This window comes from Bacillus sp. GW821-FHT01G09, from assembly GCF_059422205.1.
In genome coordinates, this window is record NZ_JBWKWL010000001.1 from 877,522 (window position 1) to 903,540 (window position 26,019).

A 26,019-nucleotide genomic window follows, 5' to 3' on the forward strand; every position below is an offset into this window, starting at 1 on the left:
GATGCCATTTACAAATATCTGTTACCTATAGTCAATAATAATGATAAAATTAGGATATCTATCTAAATATGGAGAGAGAAAAATGAAAAAAAACAGTGGTTTTCATGAAGAATTGCAAGAAAAGCACCAGCTTTATCCGGTTGAACATCGTTTTCAGTCTGTTTTACCGAAAGAATATCCAGAAATTTTAACTTTACATATAGCAAAACAATTTGGCGAAAAAATCAAAACGCTTGTTCATCACGGACAATATAATCAGGCGGTTGAATTAACCCAAAAAATATCTTCTGATCTTGGTAATGATACTGCCTTTGCAATACCACTTTCTTCAGTTCTTTATCATGTAGGTGACCTGGATCTTCCTGTGTCAGAGCACTTTTCGCTATCACGGTTGAATCTACTCGGAAACCATAGAGCGGATGATAATTTTTTTAAAGCATTAAAGAATGAAATGTTAACTGCTGATCGTGTGGATTTTATGGTCAGTTTTACAAGATGGTCTGGCGTCCAACTTCTTATTCCACCATTACAAGAGCTTAATAAACGTAATGTGCCAGTACGTATTATCACATCAACATATATGGGAATTACTGAACCTAAAGCCCTTAAACAGCTCATGCAATTTCAAAATGTCGACTTGAGAATTGTAAATGATTACAGTCAATCGTTTCATACAAAAGCTTACTTATTTGAACGTCTTTCAGGGCAACATAGTGTCATTATTGGATCATCAAATCTCTCGCAATCCGCTCTGACCACTGGGTATGAGCTAAATGCAAGAATACCAGATACAAAATATCTTCCAATTTTTCAACAAACAAAAGATGTCTTTAATAAAGTATGGGTCGAAAAAACACAACCGGTCGATGACCAGTTCTTAAAAGCTTATGAAGAATTTCAAGCAGCTAATCACAAAATGAGCGCGTCTCTCGTCTCTCAAAACTCTCTTTACCAAACAAAAATACAACCTAATACCATGCAAGAAATAGCGCTTAAAAACCTCAAGAAAACGAGAGAACAAGGTGAGGAAAGGGCTGTTATTATCGCTGCAACTGGTACAGGGAAAACATATCTTGCAGCATTTGATTTTTCCGAATATCAACCAAAAAAATATCTTTTTATTGCTCATCGTGAGGAGTTACTAACTAAAGCCATTGAAACATTTGAAAAAGTCACTAATGACCATGATAACTTTGGATTGTTAACTGGATCGAAAAAAGAATGGAATAAAAGGTTTTTATTTAGCACAGTTCAAACCTTGTATAAAGAAGAAACATTAAAACGGTTTGCACCAGATGAATTTGATTACATTGTCATTGATGAATTTCATCATGCAGAAGCCTCTACCTATCAATCAGTGTTGAATTACTTTAAACCTGGATTCTTATTAGGTTTAACTGCAACTCCAGAACGTTTAGACGGTAAAGATGTACTTGAAATCTGCAATCATAATGTTGTCTATGAAATCCGCCTTCGAGATGCGTTAGAAGCTGAATTGCTTGCCCCATTTCATTATTTTGGTATTCCGGATCATACTGTTGATTACGATAAAGTGAAAATAACAAACGGGGTCTACGATGAACGTTCATTGGTTAATCATTTGAAAAATCATGAGCGAGTCGATTATGTAATAAAGATGATAAATATGTACGGTTTCGACGGAGAAAGAATGTGTGGGTTGGGCTTCTGTACTAACGTTGAACATGCCCAATATATGAGCCAAGAATTTAATCAATTAGGATTACATACAACTTATTTAACAGGGCAAGATTCCTCAGCACAACGTCAGAAAGTGATTAGAGAACTTGAAGATCCGCATCATAGTTTAGAACTGATTTTTACAGTAGATATTTTTAATGAAGGCATTGATATACCAAAATTAAACTTACTGCTTTTTTTGAGACCGACTGAATCACCAACCATATTTATTCAACAGTTAGGAAGAGGATTAAGAAAGACTGATGATAAAGAGTTTGTAACGGTACTTGATTTTATAGGAAACTATCAGAAATCGTTTGTTATACCGCTAGCCCTTTCCGGACAAACTAGCCAAAAATCCTTTGATAAAGATTCATTACGAGTTGCGGTTACCCATGAGTTTGCAGACTTACCAGGTGGATCTTATGTAGATCTTGCATCTGTAACGAAGAAAGAGATTTTACACAAAATTGATAGTATTAAATTAAATTCAGCTGCCATGCTAAAAACATTATATTATCAATTTAAACGAGATATTGGGCGTTCTCCAGAGCTACTTGATTTTCTTTATTCAGATCAAGCTCCAGGTCTTACCTTTTTTATAAAAAAATATAAGTCTTGGGTCGAAACGAAAAGAAAAATGGATGACCTTCATTCTTTAGATAAAGAAGTATTAAATGATTCGCTAGTTTTAAGAATGGTATCCTGGTTAGAGCAACAGTTTCCGATTAAGTGGCCCTATGATTTATTATTGTTACAATGTGGATTTAATATACAGAGAATCACTGTAGAGGATGTTAAAAAGTCTTTAGAAGATACATTTCATTTAAAAATCAAAAATACTAATATACACGACAACTTGATTAAACGATCTATGGAGCGTTTATCCACACCACATAAGAAACAACAATGGAGTTTTGGTACAGTGGAGGAAAATACGTTCATACTACAATTAAATATTTTTGAACGTTTATGCCATCCTCGGTTTGGTCCTTATATTAAGGAGCGTATCCAGTATGGTTTAACCGAATTTAGACGCATGAATAATTTAGAAGCACTTTTATCTAGTGAACTACAACTCACCTTGTATCAAACATATACTAGAAATGAACTCATACATTTATTTCAATCAACTGATCAAGAGGGAACGTGGCGAGAAGGTGTAAGGAGAGTTAACAATAACTACTTAATTTTTATTACATTAAATAAATCTAAAAAAGTTGAGGACCATTTGTTATATAAAGATTACTTTATAGATCCCCATCATTTTCACTGGCAAAGTCAAAATCAAACATCACATGATTCTCCTGTAGGTCAGAATTTTATTAACCATAGACAAAAAGAATATAAAATACATCTTTTCGTGCGTAAATTTAGCGAAATGCATGACATCACCTTACCTTTTATTTATCTAGGTAAAGTTGATTACGTATCAAGCAATGGGGACAAACCTATGAATGTAATATGGAAGCTCCATCAGCCTGTCCCAGAAAACTTGTATGTTGATTTAATTAACTAGTGCATTTACGGTTGGAAGATCAGCAGGTGCCCATTCAAGTGACTCAAGTTCACTCACGGGCACCCATCTGAGTTCCGCATGTTCTTTGGCAACAGGTTCATCCTCTACAATTTTCGCTTGAATAGAAATCAAATTAACAATGACTTTTTCATATTCGTGATGAATGTCAGCAATTATTTCACCTGCTTCAATTTTACAACCAAGCTCCTCATGAATTTCTCTTACAAGAGCTTCTCGTGCATTCTCACCCTCTTCAAGTTTCCCTCCTGGGAATTCCCATAGATTGGCCAAAGACATGATTGGCGAACGAAGTGCACATAATATCATATCTTTATCGTTTTTAATCACTGCTGCAGCTACTTTGATTGTTTTTTTCACTTTATTTCTTCCTTCCTTGCATTTCTTCTTAAATTCAACGCTATATTTAATATTACATAGTGATCTGACCTTGCACTTTTAGTAAAACTTTATCATACTGAAAAGATTCTATGACAAACAACATAACTTTTTTTGACTATATAGAGTTATTATCACCCACTAAAAAACTACTTAAGTAAAATAACTTATTCTAATGGTAGAGTTTTAATCATTTTTTAACTTATTTGTTCCTAAAATAGAATTTAGCAGTCCCTTTATTTTTTCTGCCTCGCCACTCTCATTTGTCCTTAATCTAATAAAAGGTATCCCTGATTTCCTCAGAATAGAATCTTTTAATTCATCCCTTCTTTTCTGGTCATTTGAATAATGATAAGCAGTACCGTCTACCTCTATTACTCCAGCAGGTGCATTCCCCATTTTGTAATAAAGCATAAAATCAAATCGAGCTACTGTTTTAACAAACTTTTGCTCCTCTTCATTTAAATGAGAGGTGTCATTAAATAAATCCTTTAAACGATACTCCCTTCTAAACTCAATTTTTTTATAGGTCTCTTCTTTAAGAATATCTCTGAGCAAACTAGCAATAATCCTTTCAGATTTATACTTTGAGTCACTCTCTCGTAGTTTATTTTCTCGTTGCACTAAAACTTCGGAGAATTCTTTATATAGTAAATCGAACACAGAAATGACCTGACTTTCATGATATAAACTAGCTTCCGTATAATATTCCATATAACGTATTAACTCGGAGAATTCTTTGTTACTTCTCTTGAAAATATCGACAGCAGATACTAAAACAAAACGTTTTTTTGCTCTCGATATAGCGACATTAATTAAAGTAGCACTATCAACAAATTCAATATCCTTTTTACCGCCCTTATCATCAAGTACTGTGGAGAAAATAATTCCATCACATTCTCTTCCCTGAAACTTATGTACAGTATCTTTAATAATTTCTTCTCTCATATAACGATTAGCAGCTTTTATCTGGGCTCTATAAGGAGCAATGAATCCAATATCATCAAAATCACGTGGGAAAACCTTATCTCTAATCGTTGCCTCTTCAAGAGAATCTAATTCACGAACATTGTGTCGCCCGCCTTGGAATCTCATATGATTTCCTTTAACGGTTTTTATTAAAATAATTGAAAAATCGTCTTCTTCATCATATTTAGTCAAAGGAATGAGGTTGCCATCATAATATTGTTCATTACAAAACTTGATGATCATAGGATGGCAACGATAGTGCTCCTTTAATAAAGTAACAGGAATTTTATTCTCGTATACTTTTAAAACAGAATGCAGTAGGCTATTTTCTACATAATCAAAGCAAGGTTCGATTCCCATTTCTCCCTTTGATATGTTCTTATCTGGAATGTGAGGTAGTTGTTTTGTATCTCCAACAATAATTACATTTTTAGCACAGCCTAGAGCAAGGATACCTGGCATCAATTCTAACTGTGAGGCTTCATCAATAATTAAGTAATCAAATAAGAAACCATCTGGAATTGATTTCATTAAAGAGAATGCAGTACTCAGAATAATAGGATATCGATTTATAAATCGATCAAACTGCTTTGCATCTTTATATTTCTTGTACTCAAAATTCTCTTTCTTAACCGTTTTTTGCTTATTATGTATATAATTTTTGAAAATTAATGTAGAGTAATTTTCAATTCGATTACTTAGCTCATCAAAATTTTTGGCATGTAGCATTTGATTTATTTTATTTAACTCAGAATTTAATTCAGTTAGTTTTTGCTTATAGAATTGATATTGGAGTTGAGAAAGCATTTTCTCTTTATTTAGACTGTCTCCTATTTGTTTGAAATCATATAACCCATAGTAGAAAAGATATTTGGTTTTCTTAAAGAAGTTCATTCGATTTTGTTTGTTCAGTGCTTCGTCAGCCATAAAATTTAAAATCTTATAATTATTAAACTTATAAAAAGGTAAAAGTTTTGGTTTCATGGTTTCTAATGACTCAAAATGTTGTTTATAATATTTTTCCTCCGTCTCTAGGTCTTTTATTTGCTGTTTTATCACTGCTTGTCGGTTTTGTAACTTTAATAGTTCTTTAATAGATTCTACATCACTTAAGACGCTTTTCAGTAACTCTGATTCTCTCTCATTCTCAACCTTCCATTCGGCTATATTTTGAGGGAGTTCCGGAAGTTGCTCAAAGAATTTTTTTTGATTATCTTGGCTACCTAATGATGCAAGAAGAAAATCGTAGCCTGCTTTCTCCATTTTTTCTCTTACATTGGCGACAGCAGAATTATTACTTGAGACAATTGCAGCATTTTTTCCCTTCATCATTATATTAGTGATCAAATTTAAAATAGTTTGTGTTTTTCCTGTACCAGGAGGACCTTCAATTACACTTATTTGAGAAGAAAAAGCAGACTGAACTGCCTGAATCTGACTTAGGTTTAAACCAAAAGGAAAAAGGAGTGTCTCTGAATCCTTATACGATCGATTTTCTTTTGAAAAATAAGCATAGAGAGCACTTTCTATTCTTAACGGCATACGCTGAATTTCACCTTCCAAAATAGGTGGGATATCATTTTTTGTTTTATCTTTAACGGCCGCTACATGTCTAAAATAATCCAAAAGTTGTTTAAACTTTGCATTACCTAAAGTAATCTTTTCAATATCTTTTTCTTTATAAATATATTTCTGATCATTTCCACTAAAAATCAAAACAGCATACTTATCTCCATATATTTTAACGCTTTCTATATTTGCTTTTACATTTCCCTTTAGAACTAGTCGTTCTTGCTTGTTAATGACCAATTCTCGAACAGGGGTAATTATACACCTATCTAATTCTTCACTAATCTTCATTCCACTGTTCAATGTAATATGAACAGTTATTTTAGCATTATCACGTTTAGATAATCGCCATTCTTTAATTTGATCAGAATATGTTGTATTACCTACCTCAATGCTTACACCCGTCAAATTATTCCCTCCAAAATAACTTTTATCAAAATTGTTATTTTTTGTTATAGTATACAAAATTAATAAGGTGTTTTCAAAATACCTGATATGAAGTAAGTAAGAAAAGAACCTTTTCTTTTCCAAGAAAAGGTTCTTAAATATAATTTTATCTTTTAAGCTTACTACCCCAAACAGCCTCACCGCTGCCATTCAACACACTAAACGTCATGATGTTCTTCTCTCTCACCGAATCCCACTGGCGTAAAAATACCCCGTTATACGTCTTGCCCGCTAACGTGATGGCGGCTGTATTCTTACCGGTTTTCTTCCATGTTCCGGTCATTTCCCCGGAAATGGTGTGGTTTTTGTTGAGCTGGATGTTGATGGTTTTTTTGATGTCGGCTGAGATGTCTTTTCCGTGCTGGATGAGTTTGTATGTTCCTGTGATATCTTTTTGTTTTACTTCTTTCAGTGTTTCGCCCGCATAACGATAGGGCGTTGCTACCGGCCAGCCGTCTTTGTTCATGAACAATTGGTGGACTCTGACTTCGTGTTCTTCACCCCTGCCCGGGAAGCGGGTGTGGAAGATTAAATAGGAACGCCCGGTTTTTTCATCATAGTATGCGGAGTTGTGGCCTGGTGAGACGTACCCGGTGCCTTTTTCATTTTCTGTTTCAAAAATGTAGCTGCCCATGAGTTTGACGCCGTATGGTTCGATGGAACGGTCGTCGAAGAATGTGCCTTCTTTACCGCGGACGTCGAGCATTGGATTGCCTTCTGCATCATAGTAAGGGCCGTCTGGTTTCTTGGAGCGGGCCACACGGATGTTGTAGCCGCCTGTTGCATCGAGACCGCCATATGATAGGTATAAGTAGTAGTATTGGGTGTCTGGATTATAGAGAACATACGGGCCTTCGATTCTGCTGTGGTTGCCGCCGAGCAGTTTTTTGCCGTAGCCCTGCCCAGGAAGCGGGAAGCCCGTTTTTGGATTCATTTCAAGAATGAAAATGCCGCCTGAGTATGATCCGTACACCATCCACAGCTTGCCGTCTTTATCAAAGAAGGTATGCGGGTCGACAACATTCGGGTGTTTGGTTGCGTCATACGGTGTTCCATCGCTGCTTGTGCCTTCCATTCCTGATTTCAAAAAGATGCCTTTGTTTTTGTATGGGCCTTCGATGTTGTCAGCAACGGCAACACCCATGGCGGATCTTGGCGAGTCGCCGCGGCAGGCGTTGTAGTACATGTAGTATTTGCCGTCCGCCAGCTGCGTGACGTCAGCCGCCCAAAGAGTATCGGATTGCGCCCATTCGAAGGTTTCTTTTAATTCTTCATAGACATTCGGAATAAGTGGGTTGTCATTGCTTACGCTGGTGGTCAGCTGCTGCCATTGCATGAGGTCATTTGTTTTTGCTGAAGCGAGATGAGATCCAAAAACATAAAAGGTGCCGTTTGTTTCAATGATGGAAGGGTCATGGACGCTGACTTCTTTAAATACTGGTTTTTGTGCATAGACGGAGCTTGGGTGGATGAAGGCCATGATAAGAGCTGCAAGAAAACATACACGGAACAATCGGTTGAACATTTAACCAATTCGCCTCACTTTTTTTATTAAATTTTTAAGCGCTTACATTTTCCTATGAAGAAACCCCGGCCTATTAAAACAGCCGAATGTTTTCATATTCAAACAGATAGGTGATTTCTCACTGTTCTCTTACATTGTCTGGCTGTTTTGCGCAGAACTGCTGCTTGCATATCCTCTCCTTCATAGTTCAACTCTTTTGGTGTTTCTCCTTCTTTCATCACTCTGTTTTTCATTCGCGTACATGTAATAACTGCTTTGTCAGGTTTTGCATCGACTGTGATACAGCCATTTCGTTGTCGGCGGTTTTTAAGATGATGCCTGATTGCCCGTCAACACCAGAGTGATTCGGCTGGCTCTTTATAAAATGCCTTGCGAAAAATGCGACTTAGTAAACGCATATTGAGAGTTAGACAGCGGCCGCTTGCCTCCTGTCTGGATATCGTGTGCAATCGCTGAAAAAACCCATCCTGCTTTCTGCGTCGCGCTATTACAATACCAATCTAACTTGTTAAAGACTGTAAAAAACCTTTTGACTTCTGCTGCTGAACCAATTAATATAATACTCAGTTAATAGTTATCAGAATTTTTAGGAATTGAGTGATTCATATGACACTGCATAAAGAGCGTCGGATCGGCCGGCTGTCTGTTCTCCTGCTGCTGAATGAGGCGGAAGAGAGTACGCAGGTTGAGGAGCTGGAGCGAGACGGATGGAGGGTCTGTCTTGGCAAGGTAGGATCAATGGACGCGCATAAAGTAGTAGCCGCAATTGAAACCGCTTCCAAAAAGAGCGGTGTCATTCAATCTGAGGGTTATCGGGAGTCACATGCGCTTTATCATGCGACGATGGAGGCTTTGCATGGCGTGACCAGAGGTGAAATGCTTCTAGGATCGCTGCTTCGGACGGTGGGCTTGAGGTTTGCCGTTTTGAGGGGAAATCCTTATGAAAGTGAAGCGGAAGGCGATTGGATTGCTGTCTCGCTTTACGGAACAATCGGGGCGCCGATTAAAGGTCTTGAGCACGAGACATTCGGTGTTGGAATTAATCACATATGAAACAGCCCATAGATCTTAGACGATAGGGGGCTATGCGTGAAAACAGATGTTCACAGCATAGCTCCTTTTTGTATGGGCGCTTTACCAAAGTAAAGAAAAAGGAGTTGGGCTTATGGTGACTTTAGACGGTTCTTCATTGACAACAGCCGACGTCGCTCGTGTGCTGTTTGATTTTGAGGAGGCAGCGGCTTCCGAGGAAAGTATGGAGCGCGTGAAAAAAAGCAGAGCAGCAGTGGAACGGATTGTACGCGACGAAAAGACAATCTACGGCATCAACACCGGATTTGGCAAATTCAGCGATGTCCTGATTCAAAAAGAAGACTCGGCGGCGCTGCAGCTGAATTTAATCCTTTCTCATGCCTGCGGAGTCGGCGACCCTTTTCCTGAGTGTGTTTCCAGGGCAATGCTGCTTTTGCGCGCCAATGCGCTGTTAAAAGGCTTTTCCGGTGTACGTGCTGAGCTGATCGAACAGTTGCTTGCTTTTTTAAATAAACGCGTCCATCCTGTCATCCCTCAGCAGGGATCACTTGGCGCAAGTGGAGATCTGGCGCCGCTTTCCCACCTGGCGCTTGCGCTGATCGGGCAAGGAGAGGTCTTTTTTGAGGGGGAAAGAATGCCGGCAATGACAGGCTTGAAAAAAGCCGGTATTCAGCCGGTAACGCTGACATCCAAGGAAGGGCTTGCCTTGATTAACGGGACTCAGGCCATGACTGCAATGGGGGTGGTCGCCTACATCGAAGCTGAGAAACTAGCCTATCAAACAGAGCGAATTGCCAGCTTAACGATTGAAGGCTTGCGGGGAATTATCGATGCATTTGACGAGGATATTCACTTAGCCCGCGGCTATCAGGAGCAGATCGATGTCGCAGAACGAATTCGCTTTTATCTATCTGACAGCGGACTGACAACCTCCCAGGGAGAACTGCGGGTTCAGGATGCCTATTCATTGCGCTGTATTCCGCAAGTACACGGTGCGACTTGGCAGACACTAGGCTATGTCAAAGAAAAATTAGAGATTGAAATGAACGCAGCTACAGACAATCCACTCATTTTCAATGACGGTGACAAAGTGATTTCCGGCGGAAACTTTCACGGACAGCCGATCGCCTTTGCCATGGATTTTCTGAAAATCGCAATATCAGAGCTTGCGAATATCGCAGAGCGCAGGATCGAACGACTTGTGAATCCGCAGCTGAATGACCTGCCGCCGTTCCTGAGCCCTCATCCCGGTCTGCAATCCGGTGCAATGATCATGCAGTACGCCGCGGCCTCACTCGTTTCTGAAAATAAAACACTGGCCCATCCGGCAAGTGTGGATTCCATTCCGTCATCCGCCAACCAAGAGGACCATGTCAGCATGGGAACCATCGCCGCTCGGCATGCTTATCAGGTGATCGCAAATACAAGGAGAGTCATTGCGATCGAAGCCATTTGCGCATTGCAGGCGGTTGAATACAGAGGCATAGAACATGCAGCGTCCTATACGAAACAGCTTTTTCAAGAAATGAGAAAAGTCGTGCCGTCCATTCAGCAGGACCGTGTTTTTTCCTATGACATTGAACGCTTGACTGACTGGCTGAAGAAAGAATCTTTAATACCTGATCATCAGAATAAAGAACTAAGGGGGATGAACATATGACTGATGTAAAAAAATCAATCCGTGCCAACAGAGGAACAGAGCTTGAATGCTTAGGATGGGAGCAAGAGGCAGTGCTTCGGATGTTTCGAAACAACCTTGATCCAGAAGTCGCCGAGAAGCCGGAAGACCTCATCGTATATGGCGGGATCGGCAAAGCCGCACGGGATTGGGACGCTTTTCACGCCATTGAGCATTCCTTGAAAACATTAAAAAATGATGAAACATTGCTCGTGCAATCCGGAAAGCCAGTTGGCATGTTCCGTACACACCCGCAGGCCCCGCGCGTGCTCCTGGCAAATTCTGTTCTTGTTCCGAAGTGGGCAGACTGGGAGCATTTCCACGAACTTGAGAAAAAAGGGTTAATGATGTACGGACAGATGACGGCTGGCAGCTGGATTTACATTGGCTCACAAGGCATATTGCAAGGAACCTATGAAACCTTCGCTGAGCTGGCGCGACAGCACTTCGGGGGCAGCTTAAAAGGAACGTTGACGCTGACAGCGGGTCTCGGCGGAATGGGAGGCGCACAGCCGCTGTCTGTCACGATGAATGAAGGCGTCGTGATTGCCGTCGAGGTTGACGAGAAACGCATCGACAAGCGGATCGAAACAAAATACTGCGATCGAAAAACAGCATCGATTGAGGAAGCCTTAGCTTGGGCTGAAGAGGCAAAGCTGGCAGGAAAACCTTTGTCCATTGCACTTCTCGGAAACGCAGCTGAGGTGCATCACACACTTTTGAACCGAGGCGTCAAAATTGATATTGTGACAGATCAGACATCTGCCCATGACCCTTTAATCGGTTATGTTCCCGAGGGCTATTCACTTGATGAAGCTGACCGTTTGCGTCAAGACAATCCAGAGCTTTACGTACGCCTTGCGAAGCAAAGCATGAAAAAACATGTCGAAGCCATGCTGGCCTTTCAGCAAAAGGGCTCTATTGTATTTGACTACGGCAACAATATCCGGCAAGTCGCAAAGGATGAAGGGCTGGAGAATGCCTTCGATTTTCCGGGTTTTGTCCCTGCCTACATCCGCCCCTTATTCTGTGAAGGAAAAGGGCCGTTCCGTTGGGCGGCGCTTTCCGGAGATCCGGCAGATATTTACCGTACGGATGCGTTATTAAAAGAGCTGTTCCCGACAAATAAAGCCCTTCACCGCTGGATTGATATGGCACAGGAAAAAGTCACCTTCCAAGGCTTGCCGTCCCGTATTTGCTGGCTTGGATATGGAGAACGAAAAAAGATGGGCCTCGCCATTAACGAGCTGGTTAGAAGCGGGGAGCTAAAAGCGCCTGTCGTTATTGGGAGAGATCATTTGGACTGCGGGTCTGTCGCCTCTCCAAACCGGGAGACAGAAGCGATGAAGGACGGAAGTGACGCTGTTGGTGACTGGGCTGTGCTAAATGCACTTGTCAACACGGCGGCGGGTGCAAGCTGGGTTTCTTTCCACCATGGCGGCGGTGTCGGAATGGGCTATTCCCTGCATGCCGGCATGGTTGCAGTGGCCGATGGAAGTGAGCTGGCTGACGAGCGGCTCGCGCGGGTCTTAACGAGCGACCCAGGAATGGGCATTATCCGTCATGCGGATGCGGGTTATGAACGTGCCGCTGAAGTAGCGAAGGAACAGGACATTATCGTGCCGATGCAAAAATAAAGGAGTGATGACATGCCAAAGCAAATTGATACGATTCTCATCAACATCGGTCAGCTTTTGACGATGGAAAGCAGCGGTCCGCGGGCAGGCAAAAGCATGCAGGATCTTCATGTGATCGAAGACGCTGTTGTCGGCATTCATGAACAGAAAATTGTGTTCGCCGGACAAAAAGGGGCTGAAGCCGGTTACGAGGCAGACGAAATCATTGACTGTTCGGGACGCCTTGTAACGCCTGGCCTCGTTGATCCGCACACCCATCTTGTATTTGGCGGATCTCGTGAAAAGGAGATGAACCTTAAGCTTCAGGGCATTTCATATTTGGATATTCTGGCGCAGGGCGGCGGGATTCTGTCTACAGTCAAGGATACCAGGGCGGCTTCAGAAGAAGAGCTGCTGCAAAAAGCCCATTTTCATCTGCAAAGAATGCTGTCCTACGGCACAACCACAGCAGAAGTGAAAAGCGGCTACGGCTTGGAAAAAGAGACAGAGCTCAAACAGTTGCGTGTCGCAAAGAAACTGCATGAAAGCCAGCCTGTTGACCTTGTTTCCACATTTATGGGAGCCCATGCGATTCCTCCCGAATATCAAAACGATCCAGATGAATTTCTGGATCAAATGCTTTCCCTTTTGCCGGAAATCAAAGAGCAGGAGCTCGCCAGCTTTGCTGATATTTTTACAGAAACAGGTGTTTTTACAGTCAGCCAATCCCGCCGTTATTTACAAAAAGCAGCTGAGGCGGGCTTCGGATTAAAAATACACGCAGATGAAATCGATCCGCTTGGAGGTGCTGAATTAGCAGGTGAGCTAAAGGCTGTCTCAGCCGACCATTTGGTAGGTGCATCGGACGAAGGCATAAAGAAATTGGCTGGAGCAGGAACGCTCGCCGTCCTCTTGCCGGGCACGACATTTTATCTTGGCAAAAGCACATACGCCAGGGCAAGAGCTATGATTGATGAAGGTGTATGTGTCAGCTTGGCAACGGATTTTAATCCTGGCAGCTCGCCGACTGAAAATATCCAGCTGATTATGTCCATTGCCGCGCTTCATCTGAAAATGACTGCAGAAGAAATTTGGCATGCGGTCACAGTCAATGCCGCATACGCCATAGGGAAAGGAGAGGAAGCCGGTCAACTCAAAGTCGGCCGCTCAGCTGATCTAGTCATTTGGCAAGCCTCGAACTATATGTATATTCCGTATCACTACGGGGTCAATCATGTACATCAAGTCATGAAAAACGGAACAATTGTTGTCAACAGGGAGGGAGCCATTCTTGGATAAGTACCCTTTTCTCAGAGAGGCCGGATCTTCGTTTAAAGACCGGGATGTCACAAAAATGAGCGACCTGATCGCAACATGGGACGGCCAGGACATTAAGGGACCGGCGTTGATAGGTGTCCCCCTATCAAAATCCTCCATCAGTCATTCAGGCGCTTCCTTTGCACCCGGAACAATACGCCAGGCTCTGAAACATTCATCAGCCTATTCTGCTGAGCTTGGAGAGCACGTCGTATCAGAGCTTCTATATGATCTGGGGGATATCGATATTCATGTCACTGATATCGTAAAGTCACATCATCACATTTTCCAAACCATGCACGCTCTGCTTTCGGATCATCCGGATTGGGTGCCGCTCATACTTGGGGGAGATAACTCTATCAGCTACTCCACAATAAAAGCGATAGCACAAACAAAAGGAACGACAGCGGTGATTCAATTTGATGCCCATCACGATGTTCGCAATACGGAGGACGGGGGGCCGACAAACGGCACCCCCTTCCGCCGCCTTTTGGATGAAGAGATTATTAAAGGTCAACATTTGATCCAGCTGGGTATCAGAGAATTCAGCAACAGCCAGGCCTATGAAGCATATGCAAAAAAACATAGCGTGAACATTCACACGATGGACATGATCCGGGAAAAAGGACTAATCCCAACGATAAAAGAGATTTTGCCTGTTGTTCAAGATAGAACAGATTTCATTTTTATATCTGTTGACATGGATGTCTTAGACCAGTCCCATGCCCCCGGCTGTCCAGCGATTGGCCCGGGCGGCCTCTATACAGACGAATTGCTTGAAGCAGTCAAGTACATCGCACAACAGCCCAATATTGCCGGGATTGAAATTGTTGAAGTCGATCCTACCCTCGATTTTCGAGATATGACAAGCAGAGCTGCAGCTCATGTTCTGTTACACGCATTAAAAGGAATGAAACTCTCCCCATTCAAGTGATCTTCTGGCAGGTTGTATTTTGGGTATAGGAAACTCATCTGCCTAATGAATGGCAGCTAAAAGGAGGGCGAGACAGTGAATCTTCAGGAGAACAGCAGCCAACAGCTAAAACGCACAATGAAAAGCAGGCACCTATTTATGATCTCATTGGGAGGCGTCATAGGCACAGGACTTTTCCTCAGTACGGGCTATACGCTACATCAAGCCGGACCCGGCGGTACGATACTCGCTTATGTAATCGGCGGGTTGATGATGTACCTCGTCATGCAATGTCTCGGCGAATTGTCGGTTGCCATGCCGGTGACCGGCTCTTTTCAAAAATATGCTACAACATTTATCGGTCCATCTACCGGTTTTATGGTCGGCATCATGTACTGGATCAATTGGGTGGTGACGGTAGGCTCTGAGTTTACCGCATCCGGTATTCTCATGCAGCGCTGGTTCCCTGACAGCAGTGTATGGATGTGGAGTGCGATTTTTGCAGCCCTTCTTTTTATATGCAACGCATTTTCAGTTAAGTTATTTGCGGAAACTGAATTTTGGTTTTCCAGCGTAAAGATTGTCACCATTATTTTATTTATCATTTTAGGAGGAGCCGCCATGTTTGGCCTGATCTCTTTAAACGGAACGGCGGATGCTCCTATGTTGTCAAACTTCACGGACCATGGCGGGCTGTTTCCGAATGGCTTTCTCGCCGTTTTTATCGCGATGATATCTGTGAGCTTTGCCTTTTCTGGTACAGAGTTAATCGGCGTTACAGCAGGAGAATCAGCAAATCCTCAAAAGGATATACCGCGATCCATCCGTAATGTCGCATGGAGAACCGTGATTTTTTTCATTGGCGCTGTCTTCATATTATCCGGGTTGATTTCATGGAAGGACGCAGGCGTGATTGAAAGCCCGTTTGTAGCCGTATTTGCGGAGATCGGAATCCCTTACGCTGCTGATATTATGAATTTCGTGATATTAACAGCCTTGCTGTCTGTCGCCAACTCAGGCTTATATGCTTCGACCCGTATGATGTGGTCGTTAGCAAATGAAAACATGATCAGCTCCCGTTTTAAGAAAGTGACATCTAAAGGCATTCCTTTAAATGCCTTAATGATCAGTATGGCTGTATCTTGTTTATCTCTCGTTTCCAGTATCGTGGCCCCTGGAACTGTCTATGTGGTGATGGTAGCAATTGCTGGATTTGCAGGAGTCGTGGTCTGGATGAGCATTGCCTTGTCCCAACTCTTGTTTCGAAAGAGATTTTTGAAAAAAGGGGGGAATGTAAAAGATCTGACATTTCGCACGCCGCTTTATCCTCTTATGCCTATAGCCGCTCTCTTATTATGTTCTGCTTCTTGTATCGGTCTTGCTTTTGATCCCAATCAAAGAATCGCACTTTTCTGCGGAGTTCCTTGTATCATCCTTTGCTATCTGATCTACCATTTCAAAAGAAATGTTACAAAAGCGAAAAAAATCAGCCAAGAGGAATATCAGGCTGATCACATCCTGTAATCAAAAAAGCACACCCCGCTCAGGATGGGATGTGCTTTATTTTTATTCAGTAATCAACGTATGAATCAGCTTCGGCGCCTTCGCTTCCGCGGCGATGCGGATGTTGTCATAGACTTTTGCGATGACTTCATCAACGTTTTCGCGGTTGGCGTAAAGCGTCACGAGCGGTTCGTCTTTTTCTACTTTGTCGCCGACCTTCTTGCGGAGCATGATGCCGACGGCTAAATCGATCTCATCTTCTTTTGTGGCGCGACCGGCACCTAACAGCATCGCCGCGACGCCGATTTCGTCCGCAACGATTTCAGAGACGACACCCGCTTCTTTGGCAGGCACATCAATTTGATATGCGGCTTGCGGAAGCTTAGACGGATCGTCAACAATTGAGCTGTCGCCGCCTTGGTTTTTCAGGAAATCCTTGAATTTCTCAAGTGCTTTGCCGTTTTTCATGACTTCTTCCAGCTTCGCTCTCGCTTCGTCCAATGTATCGGCTTTTTTCGCAAGCACAACCATCTGGCTGCCGAGCGTTAAGACAAGCTCATGAAGATCCTCGGGTCCCTCGCCTTTGAGCGTGTCGATCGCTTCTTTGACTTCAAGCGCATTTCCGATCGCAAAGCCGAGTGGCTGGGACATGTCTGAAATGACAGCCATTGTTTGACGGCCGACGTTATTTCCGATGCGTACCATCGCTTTGGCAAGTTCAGCTGCGTCTTCTTCTGTTTTCATGAAGGCGCCCGCTCCCGTTTTTACGTCAAGCACGATGGCGTCCGCCCCGGCAGCGATTTTTTTGCTCATAATCGAGCTTGCAATGAGCGGAATGGAATTGACCGTTCCCGTTACATCACGAAGCGCGTACAGTTTTTTATCAGCCGGCGTTAAATTGCCGCTTTGGCCGATGACCGCAACCTTGTCGCGGTTCACAAGTTTAATAAATTCATCCTTCGTCAGTTCCACGTGGAAGCCGTCGATTGCCTCTAACTTATCAATCGTGCCGCCCGTATGGCCGAGGCCGCGGCCGGACATTTTGGCAACCGGCACGTCAAGAGCCGCAACAAGCGGAGCGAGAACGAGTGTTGTCGTGTCGCCGACGCCGCCGGTGGAGTGTTTATCCACTTTAATTCCTTCAATGGCAGAAAGATCAATCGTTTCACCGGAGTTCACCATAGCCATCGTCAAGTCCGCGCGTTCACGGTCACTCATATCCTGGAAGAAAATCGCCATAGCAAGCGCGCTTGCCTGATAATCAGGAATGCTTCCGTCTGTATAGCCGTTCACGAAAAATTGAATTTCTTCAGTGGTGAGTTCTTTTCCGTTTTGTTTTTTGATGATGATATCTACCATTCTCATGTTTGGTCACCGATCCTTTTCGATTAAGTTCAGTAAATCAAGCCCACAATTGCTGCTGATAAAAAGCTGACAAGCGTAGCACCGTATAATAATTTCAAGCCGAAACGAGCGACGACATTTCCTTGCTTTTCATTCAGTCCTTTTACGGCACCGGCAATGATTCCGATTGAGGAGAAGTTCGCAAAGGACACAAGGAATACCGATACGATCGCTGTTGTACGGCCGCTGAAATGGAAACCGTTTTGCGTAAGCGACGTCATGGCGACAAATTCATTCGATACCATTTTTGTTGCCATAATGCTTCCCGCATTAACAGCTTCATTCCATGGGATACCCACAAGAAAAGCGAATGGAGCAAACACATATCCAAGAATGCCTTGGAACGAAACACCGAATACTGCATTAAAAATGCCATTGATCAAGGCAATAATCGCGACAAATCCAATCAGCATCGCAGCGACGACAACCGCTACTTTGAAACCGTCAAGAATGTATTCTCCGAGCACTTCGAAGAAGGATTGTTTTTCCTCTTCCTCAACACGAAGCATATCCTCTTCTTTTGCAACCTCGTACGGATTAATAATAGAAGCAATTATGAAACCGCCAAATAAGTTCAAAACAAGCGCTGTTACAACATATTCCGGTTTCAGCATTGTCATATACGCGCCGACAATCGACATTGATACAGTTGACATCGCAGATGCACAAAGCGTGTACAAGCGCTGCTGATTTAAAAGACCGAGTTCTTTCTTCAAGGAGATAAATACTTCTGACTGCCCTAAAATCGCAGAAGCCACTGCGTTATACGATTCCAATCTTCCCATACCGTTTACCTTGCTGAGGGCAAGGCCGATATATCTAATGATAAACGGGAGGACTTTCCACTTTTGCAGAATCCCGATCAGAGCGGAAATAAACACGATTGGCAAGAGAACATTCATAAAGAATGTCGTTTGGTCCGCATTCACCAAGCCGCCAAACACAAAGTTAATTCCCTCAGCCGCGTATTCAAGCAGATAACCGAATCCTTTTGCAAATCCTCCCACGAGGAAATTCCCTATCCCGGTATTGAGGAGAATGTAGCCAAGAATAAATTGCAAAATGAGCATAACAACAATTGGGCGGATCTTAATTCTTTTTTTGCCGCTGCTCGCGATCCACGCGAGGCCTAAAAACACGATTAAACCGATAATCCCAATCAAATACTTCATATGTGTTTCTCCTTTATTTGTATTCGCTTACAATCACTGTTTCCTCAGAAAACGGAAAGCAGTCTGCCTTCCGTCAGCTCTTAATAGTTGTCTCCGCCTGATGCATTTTCTCCTTTTACGATAGAAACGCCTGCGCTGGCGCCAATTCGGCTTGCTCCGGCCTCTACCATTGTGTCTACATCTTCTTTCGTTCTGACGCCGCCAGATGCTTTCACGCCGATATCAGGTCCTACTGTTTTGCGCATTAAGGCGATATCTTCCTTCGTTGCGCCGCCTGTAGAAAAGCCTGTTGATGTTTTTACGAAATCGGCTCCCGCAGACACCGCTAAACGGCATGCACGTTCTTTTTCTTCATCAGTCAGAAGGCACGTTTCGATAATGACTTTGACAAGCGCTTTTCCGGCTGCAGCTTCCACTACACCGCGGATATCAGCTTCCACCACATCGTCTTCCTTGTCTTTTAAAGCGGCAATATTAATGACCATATCCACTTCAGTGGCGCCTTTTGAAATGGCGTCTTTTGTTTCGAACGCTTTTGTTTCAGTTGTATTGGCACCGAGCGGGAAGCCGATGACCGTACAAACGTCGACTCCAGTTCCCTTAAGCTCTTTTGCAGCAAGCTCCACCCATGTCGGATTGACACATACTGAAGCAAATTTGTATGTTTTCGCTTCTTCAATTAGTTTTAGAATTTCCGCTTTTTGTGTATGCGGTTTCAAAGCTGTATGATCAATTATGTTGGCTAATGACATCCTTCGCACACTTCCTTTTTTGTTAAGATATTTTTTAGCATAACCGACTTTTGAACATATGTAAATTGGTAATTGAAATTTTGTTCAACGAAAGGTTTGAACGTGTCACAAATCATTAACAAGCGCCCTCGCGGTATGCTGGTCAATGATTAAAACGTTGGCATATTTTCCGGTTAATGCTCCGTGAATGGAAGATACTTTTCTGCTTCCGCCGGCAACTAAAATGGAGCGTTCCTTCAGCCTGAGGTCTTCAAGCTCAACACCGATGGTCCGGTCATTGATGGCACTGCTGCAAATATTCCCTTTCGCATCAAAAAAGCGTGAACAAATATCCCCGACGGCCTGTTTTTTCAGCAGGGCTTTCTCTTCTTCGTTAAAATATCCGAGCCGAAACAACAGCGCTTCATCACGGACAGTCCCGACCGTAAAGAGAGCGATATTCGCCTGCTTGCCCATCTCAATAATCCGCTCAATATGACGGTCTTTCTCCACCATTCGCTTCACATCCGCATTATCAAACACGACGGGAAGCGGGAGATAGCGAGGCATCGTTTGAAAAGCCTCCGCAAACAGCTGAATCGTTTCAGCCGAATACGTGTTTACCCGGGAATGGCTGATGCCGCCTTTCAGCTGGACGACCTCGACGCCTTTTACTTGCTTCGGCTGCATGTTTTGCGCGATTTGATACATGGTGGTTCCCCAGCTGACGCCGACAATGTCGCCGTCTTTTACCGTTTCATGCATATATTCTGCACCATAGCGGCTTAGGTCATGTGTAATTCCTGCATAATCGGGTGTCGGGGAAAACACAACATGCGCCTCAAGGAGCCCGTATTTCTCTTCAAGTATGGAACCGAGCGCATCCAAATCCTCAAAAGGGTCCATGACGCGAATCTGGACATACCCTTTTTCCTTTGCATATTGCAGCAGCCGGGAAACGGTTGGCCTTGAAATGTTGAGCTGCTCAGCAATTTGCTGCTGACTGTAGTCAGACTGATAGTAAAGCCTTGCCGCTTCTATGCTTAATTGTTGTTTTTCCCGATCCATTCTGCACCTCCCTGTGGATCAGTCCTGATAAAACTGCTTTTGATTTGCTTTTATTATACAGGCTGGCGCCGGCTTTCATCCACCTGATTTCTAAGAAACTGAAAAACGCTCTGGGCGCGGACCTGCCCAGAGCTTACTTCTCCCAGGTCATATGCTGATAAATGCCTTTCATAATGGCGTACATTCCATATAGGATCAGGCCTAATGCCAATATAGACAGAATCAATTTGCCATGCGGCTGCTGCGCGAGTTCGGCGAGCGCACCGTCAAAGCCTCTTGTGTCGTCGGGATCAGCGGTCATGGCTGTCTTGATGAGAAAATAGCCGATAGCAGAGAAAATAATGGCCCGGGCGATATTGCCTGCGCGTCCGGTGTTTTTCGTGATGCATATCATTTGTTTGTTCATTTTAGACGTATCAAATTCTTTCATAAAAGCAGCCCGAACACCTTTCATAAATTGAACAATCGCAAATACGATAAAACCCGCACCCGTAAGCCCTGTGAGCCATTGGCCGAATGGCTGCGCCAATACATAAGCGGACCACGTCTGTTCTGAAGTGCCGCCGTCCCCTTGGTCAAACACAAATCGCAAGGCATTCCAAGCGATGGATGTGTAAACGGCGGCACTGAAAAAGTTTCCTATTCTCCGTGACAGGCCTCGCCTGCTATTTCCGTGCCCCTCCGTGTCCTTGATCGCGCTTAACACCATCCAGATCACATAGCCGATAAGGCCAATACCTATTAAAAAAAGCAATAGTGACCCATACGGCATGCGTGATAGCGTTTGGAGCGCTCCGCTCGAATCTTTCGCGCGGCCTGCCCCGGCAGCCGTCATAAAGGCCAAAACCCCAAGCAGAATAAAAACGCCGCCGAATGCAAAATAACCAAGCCTCCCGAATCGTTTGATCCAAGGCTTGGTTTCCTGTTTTATTTTTGACATGTACCGGTCTTTCACCGCCATGTGTCCAACCCTCTTTCACAGAAATCTTTACTGTAACATTCCCGATTGGACAAAGTTGAAACAGCTTCTGCCTCAGCTATGGCCGGCTGAGATACGTTTTTGCTGATTAGCTGATTGTGCAGGTGTCATCCAAGCAGCCGCTGCGGCAGCTGTGACTCCGCCTGCTAATTTCCCAATGATCATGGCCGCCGCCATTTCTTTTTTCATTCCAGCCACAAAACCGAGGTGGCTGCCGAGTACAAAAGCGCCGCTGACCGCAAACGCGACATTGATGACCTTTCCTCTCGGCGTCATATCCTTTAATGAAGCCAGCATTGGGATATGGTGCGCCAAAGAGGTCACCAAGCCTGCTGTTGCTGTCTCATCTAAATGAAGATGTTTCCCCAGGGCCTGAAGCGGTTTTTTAAAGGTTTTTGTAATAAAAGCCGTCATTGGAAACGCCCCTGCCAGGGCAATGGCGATGGTCCCTGTCGTTTGTATCCCTGTCTCGACATTCTCCATTCCCGGAATCAGCATAATGCCGGTCATCGTTTCAACAGAAACAGCTGCAAGCCCGATAATCGCAACCACACTGACCGCTTTCCCGAAGAGATGAAACAACTGAATCATACTGTCGGTGTATCGCCATAACCCAAAAGTGATCACAGCAGATAACAGACTCGGGATCAGAAGGTTTTTACCTATCATGCCGATGTCAAAGCCTGCGCATAATCCGCCGATTAAGCAACCGATCGGCACTGTGCACAGCCCGATTAATATGCCTTTCGCAAAATACGGATGATCCTCTTTTTCGATGATGCCAAGAGCGACGGGAATCGTGAAGACGATTGCCGGTCCCATCATTGTTCCTAAAAACACCCATGAAAACAGCCCGGCCTGCGGATCTTTCGCCATTTCTCCAGCCAGCGCATATCCTCCCATATCAATCGCCAAAATGGTGTTCGCAAAGGAAGAAGGGTCCGCGCCAATCGCTGTATAAAACGGAGCAACAATGGGAATCAGGATTGCTGCCAGCACGGGCGCCAGCGACACAATTCCGATCATGGACAGCGCCAGCGGCCCCATAGCCTTAAAGCCGTCCGCAAACCGCTCGCCTAGCCCCCATCTGTTTCCCAAACAATAATCCGCCGCTCCCCATAGTAAAAAGGCAGCCAAAATGAATACAACCGCGTCATTCACCGTCATAGTTTCTCCTTTTTCAAACGTATGATTGGTTTTATCATATCATCTGAAATCACCGAATAGAGTTGATCTTATTCAATATGAGCTAAAAATTCTTTTATATCGGCTTTTTCAACGGCTGTTATGATGCTCCGCGCTTTTTCTTGCGGGACCGTTAATGTCAATTTTTCTATTATGTCTTCTTCAGACAGCTCATTTCCTGGCGCCCCTTTTGGGCAGTCCACACGCGCTTCGCAAATCCGGCCGTCTGATAAATAGGCCCGGACAATCGTGAAACGGCCTTTTGGAACGGCATGGGGAGCCGGCTGAGTAGCATTGTCATATACGCGCTGAATATGCCCTATTGTCGTTTGAATTCCGTTTGGGATCGGCTGGCTGTTGAAATGTTCAACGGTCAGGTCGTGTCCGTGCAAAGCAAGAGCAATCACATATTCAACGCTGAAACGGCCTTCCTCTCCAGTTTTCGGAGATCTTTCCGTCAATGCAGCATCTCCGCCTGGCGGAAAAATCACTTCAATACGTTCGGTATTGGCAGCAGAAATGGTTTCTTCGGAGATAAGCTGTCGTACCGCATCTGCAGCATGGTGTGCCGCGGAACAAAATGGATAGATTTTAAACCATAGACCCGGCTGCACAATTCTCCACGGTGCCCCCCAATCGTTTAGCAAAGTATGTTGTGCTTTTTCAACGTCACCGTACAGACTGAAGAAACCAGTTTCTCCTTCAAGTGCCGTGCGGGACCCGCCAAATTCTGATTGGGCCAGCTTAACGGCCAGCAAGCCAGCCTGAGCCGCCAAACCGGCGTGCAGCGGTTTCATTTCTGTTCCAAATTGCACCCTCATCCCAGCAGATTGCGTAGCCGCAAAACCAATTGCTTTTTCCAGCTCTTCCTGAGTCAGCTCCTCAGCATAACCTACGGCGCAGGCAGCAGCGATAGCACCAAGCGTTCCTGTATTATGCCAGCCCTTTTCATAGTGGCGGCTGCCAATTGATTCTCCCAGCCGTGCCATCACTTCCACACCAACAACATAAGCGCCAAGAAGCCGCTCGTCATGTCCGCGAGCGGCAGAAGCAATAAGAGAAGGCACGATGACTGCACTGGGGTGTCCTCTTACATCGGAGTGGACATCATCAAAATCCAATGCATGGGCGATAAATCCATTGAGCATCGCGGATTGTAATGGCGCGGCCTTTTTGCCCTGTCCGATAACAGGAACAAGGGGCCGGCCTCCTTCATCCTCTATCAGACGGAGGAGCTTTTGAATTCCTTTATCTTCTCTTCCTGCGAATGAAGCGGCAGTAAAATCAAGTAATCCCTTTTTTGCTTCGTGAATCGCGTCAACTGAATGCTCAGGTTGTGACGTTCTCACAGCCTCTGCAAGACCTGCTGTCAGCCCTTGTTTGCTCATTTGATGGTCTCCAATACAATAACCGCCAGCTCCGCAAAGTATTGAGAGGCAACCGTAAGGGCTTCTTCATCCAGTGTAAAGGCCGGATGATGCCACTCCTCCGTCCCGTTCGTTCCCATCCAGACAAAAAATCCCGGAATCTTCTCTTGATACAGAGCGAAGTCTTCTCCGCCCGGAGACTGCTCAGCGTGAACGGTTTGATAGCCAAGCCGTGCCGCAGCTTCGGATGCCGCATTCAAAAATGTGCCGTCATTCTGAACGGAAGGCAAATAAGGAAACCACTTGAATTCTGCTTGTGCCCCATAGCCCGCTGCAATTCCTTCAGCCACTCGTCTCATATGCTCCGGAACAGCCTGCCTCGCTTCTTTTTGAAAGGTTCGAACCGTCCCCTCCATTTCAGCTTGGTCTGGAATCACGTTCCACGACGTGCCCGCCTGTACTCTTGTGATACTGACGACTGCGTTTTGCAGTGAGCTGATATTGCGGCTGACCACAGATTGCAGCCCGCTGATGATTTGTCCGGCTGCAGCGATTGGATCAATACTGTTATTCGGGATGCCGGCGTGTCCGCCTTTCCCTTTGATGACGATCTCAAACCGGTCAACACTTGCCATAAGCGGACCTTCCTTTACACCAATGGTCCCGACAGGCAGATCCGGCTTATTGTGCATGCCGAAAATCGCGGAAACGCCATCAAGTACGCCAGCTTCTATGACCTTTCTTGCTCCTGCGGCGATTTCTTCTGCCGGCTGAAAGATAAAGCGGACTGTACCTTTCAGCTCGGCCCTTCTTTGATTCAGCAACATCGCTGTGCCAATAATAGAAGCAGTATGAAAATCGTGTCCGCACGCATGCATTGTGCCATCAACCTTAGATGCAAACGGGAGATTCGTCTGTTCTTGGATCGGGAGCGCGTCAATATCCGCTCGTATTGCTATCACGGGGCCGTCTTCCCGTCCTTTGATTTCTGCAATCACGCCAGTCTCCAATTGAGGAACATCAAGTATTTCGATTTGCTCCTCCTCAAGCCAGCGGCGGATTTTTTTCGTCGTTTCAACCTCTTGAAATGACAGCTCAGGATGTTCATGAAGATCACGCCGCATATTGATTAAACGGGTATGAAACGCTTTGTCGGCCATTGTTCTTCTCCCCTTCTTATATAAGCTCTGCAGGCTCTCCCACCTGCTTGATAAATCGTTTCGTCCGTTCGTTTTTCGGATGGTCAAACAGTTCTTTTGGCGTTCCCTGCTCGATAATATGGCCGTCTGCCATAAAAATCACTTTATCAGCGACCTCTTTTGCAAACGCCATTTCGTGTGTAACAATGATCATCGTTGTTTGCTTTTCCGCAATGGATTTGATGACCTGAAGCACCCCTGTGACGAGCTCAGGGTCAAGCGCTGAAGTTGGTTCATCCAGCAAAATCGCATGCGGATTGACCGCAAGCGCCCGGGCGATGCCGATTCGCTGCTGCTGGCCGCCGGACATTGTGATCGGATAGCTGTCAGCCTTATGCTCCAGACCGACTTGTTTCAGAATCTCCATTCCAATACGTTTCGCTTCGTCGCGTGGTTTATGTTGAGCCACAATTAAAGCTTCTGTAATGTTTTGCAGAGCCGTTTTATTTTTAAACAGATTGTAGTTTTGAAAGACCATGGCCGTTTGCTGACGAAGCCGATATGCTTCCTTGCGTGTAAACTTTTCCGCATTCAGTTTGGCTTCTCCGATTTCAATAAGTCCTTGATCCGGACGCTCTAATAGATTTAAGCACCGGAGAAGCGTTGATTTTCCGGAACCGGACGGACCGATGATTGCCACCACTTCTCCGCGTTTCACTTCTAGATCGATTCCGTCGAGCACGACGAGATCTTTAAACGCTTTGCGAATATTTTTTACTGTTATCAACTGAT

19 protein-coding genes and 1 pseudogene are annotated in these 26,019 nt (G+C 44.3%); 7 read left to right on the forward strand and 13 right to left on the reverse strand.

The window, feature by feature from the left end; all coding sequences use genetic code 11:
- The first annotated feature begins 82 nt into the window (after positions 1–82).
- A complete protein-coding gene (locus tag AC07VD_RS04350) occupies positions 83–3,217 on the forward strand; it encodes a DUF3427 domain-containing protein (protein ID WP_134154852.1) in 3,135 nt (1,044 codons plus the stop codon).
- Here the strand turns inward: AC07VD_RS04350 and AC07VD_RS04355 are convergent.
- From AC07VD_RS04355 to AC07VD_RS04370, 4 genes and pseudogenes are all read right to left on the reverse strand, one after another.
- A complete protein-coding gene (locus AC07VD_RS04355) occupies positions 3,206–3,595 on the reverse strand; it encodes a (deoxy)nucleoside triphosphate pyrophosphohydrolase (protein WP_014481384.1) in 390 nt (129 codons plus the stop codon). The two genes, AC07VD_RS04350 and AC07VD_RS04355, sit on opposite strands and share 12 nt — an antisense overlap.
- A 204-nt stretch (positions 3,596–3,799) precedes the next feature.
- Positions 3,800–6,559 carry an AAA domain-containing protein gene (locus AC07VD_RS04360; RefSeq protein ID WP_342819396.1) on the reverse strand — a complete coding sequence of 920 codons (2,760 nt, stop codon included), beginning with the start codon at positions 6,557–6,559 and terminating at the stop codon, positions 3,800–3,802.
- A gap of 145 nt (positions 6,560–6,704) precedes the next feature.
- On the reverse strand, positions 6,705–8,123 hold the full coding sequence (gene abnB / locus AC07VD_RS04365; RefSeq protein WP_342819395.1) for an arabinan endo-1,5-alpha-L-arabinosidase AbnB: 1,419 nt from the start codon (positions 8,121–8,123) through the stop codon (positions 6,705–6,707).
- Positions 8,124–8,252: 129 nt separating this feature from the next.
- Positions 8,253–8,412, reverse strand: a pseudogene (locus AC07VD_RS04370) (hypothetical protein).
- Positions 8,413–8,729: 317 nt separating this feature from the next.
- Between AC07VD_RS04370 and hutP the strand changes: the two are divergent.
- From hutP to AC07VD_RS04400, 6 genes are all read left to right on the forward strand, one after another.
- A complete protein-coding gene (gene hutP / locus AC07VD_RS04375) occupies positions 8,730–9,176 on the forward strand; it encodes a histidine utilization transcription antiterminator HutP (protein ID WP_032725058.1) in 447 nt (148 codons plus the stop codon).
- 112 nt (positions 9,177–9,288) lie between these two features.
- Positions 9,289–10,815: a histidine ammonia-lyase gene (hutH, locus tag AC07VD_RS04380; protein ID WP_014478452.1), complete on the forward strand. Its 1,527-nt coding sequence runs from the start codon at positions 9,289–9,291 to the stop codon at positions 10,813–10,815.
- Entirely contained in the window at positions 10,812–12,470 is a 1,659-nt protein-coding gene (hutU, locus tag AC07VD_RS04385) for a urocanate hydratase (protein ID WP_130573046.1), read from the forward strand. Before hutH ends, hutU begins: the two co-directional genes overlap by 4 nt.
- Positions 12,471–12,482: 12 nt before the next feature.
- Positions 12,483–13,748, forward strand: a complete 1,266-nt coding sequence (hutI, locus tag AC07VD_RS04390) for an imidazolonepropionase (RefSeq protein ID WP_217017312.1) — start codon at positions 12,483–12,485, stop codon at positions 13,746–13,748.
- A complete protein-coding gene (hutG, locus tag AC07VD_RS04395) occupies positions 13,741–14,700 on the forward strand; it encodes a formimidoylglutamase (RefSeq protein ID WP_069964413.1) in 960 nt (319 codons plus the stop codon). The genes hutI and hutG overlap by 8 nt, the downstream gene beginning before the upstream one ends.
- Positions 14,701–14,775: 75 nt before the next feature.
- A complete protein-coding gene (locus AC07VD_RS04400) occupies positions 14,776–16,203 on the forward strand; it encodes an amino acid permease (protein WP_019712856.1) in 1,428 nt (475 codons plus the stop codon).
- 42 nt (positions 16,204–16,245) lie between these two features.
- On the opposite strand, the gene AC07VD_RS04405 is transcribed toward AC07VD_RS04400, so the two are convergent.
- The 9 genes from AC07VD_RS04405 to AC07VD_RS04445 form a co-directional block, all read right to left on the reverse strand.
- Positions 16,246–17,547, reverse strand: coding sequence for a pyrimidine-nucleoside phosphorylase (locus AC07VD_RS04405; protein ID WP_032722754.1), 1,302 nt, complete (start codon positions 17,545–17,547; stop codon positions 16,246–16,248).
- Between the two features lie 29 nt (positions 17,548–17,576).
- Positions 17,577–18,758, reverse strand: a complete 1,182-nt coding sequence (gene nupC, locus AC07VD_RS04410) for a nucleoside permease NupC (RefSeq protein ID WP_348709276.1) — start codon at positions 18,756–18,758, stop codon at positions 17,577–17,579.
- Between the two features lie 80 nt (positions 18,759–18,838).
- Positions 18,839–19,510, reverse strand: coding sequence for a deoxyribose-phosphate aldolase (deoC, locus tag AC07VD_RS04415; RefSeq protein ID WP_015385091.1), 672 nt, complete (start codon positions 19,508–19,510; stop codon positions 18,839–18,841).
- 105 nt (positions 19,511–19,615) lie between these two features.
- The gene (deoR, locus tag AC07VD_RS04420) at positions 19,616–20,557 is read right to left on the reverse strand and encodes a DNA-binding transcriptional repressor DeoR (protein WP_014478458.1); all 942 of its coding nucleotides are present in this window, start codon (positions 20,555–20,557) and stop codon (positions 19,616–19,618) included.
- Between the two features lie 133 nt (positions 20,558–20,690).
- Positions 20,691–21,518, reverse strand: a complete 828-nt coding sequence (locus tag AC07VD_RS04425; RefSeq protein ID WP_128422499.1) for a DUF1206 domain-containing protein — start codon at positions 21,516–21,518, stop codon at positions 20,691–20,693.
- A gap of 72 nt (positions 21,519–21,590) precedes the next feature.
- Positions 21,591–22,703 (reverse strand): ethanolamine utilization protein EutH, encoded by a 1,113-nt coding sequence (eutH, locus tag AC07VD_RS04430; RefSeq protein ID WP_494721526.1) that lies wholly within the window; start codon positions 22,701–22,703, stop codon positions 21,591–21,593.
- 68 nt (positions 22,704–22,771) lie between these two features.
- On the reverse strand, positions 22,772–24,109 hold the full coding sequence (locus AC07VD_RS04435) for an MmgE/PrpD family protein (RefSeq protein ID WP_129092819.1): 1,338 nt from the start codon (positions 24,107–24,109) through the stop codon (positions 22,772–22,774).
- Positions 24,106–25,248 carry an N-acetyl-sulfur-metabolite deacetylase SndB gene (gene sndB / locus AC07VD_RS04440; RefSeq protein WP_077670866.1) on the reverse strand — a complete coding sequence of 381 codons (1,143 nt, stop codon included), beginning with the start codon at positions 25,246–25,248 and terminating at the stop codon, positions 24,106–24,108. Before sndB ends, AC07VD_RS04435 begins: the two co-directional genes overlap by 4 nt.
- Positions 25,249–25,264: 16 nt before the next feature.
- Positions 25,265–26,014 (reverse strand): amino acid ABC transporter ATP-binding protein, encoded by a 750-nt coding sequence (locus tag AC07VD_RS04445; RefSeq protein ID WP_014481395.1) that lies wholly within the window; start codon positions 26,012–26,014, stop codon positions 25,265–25,267.
- Positions 26,015–26,019: the final 5 nt, after the last annotated feature.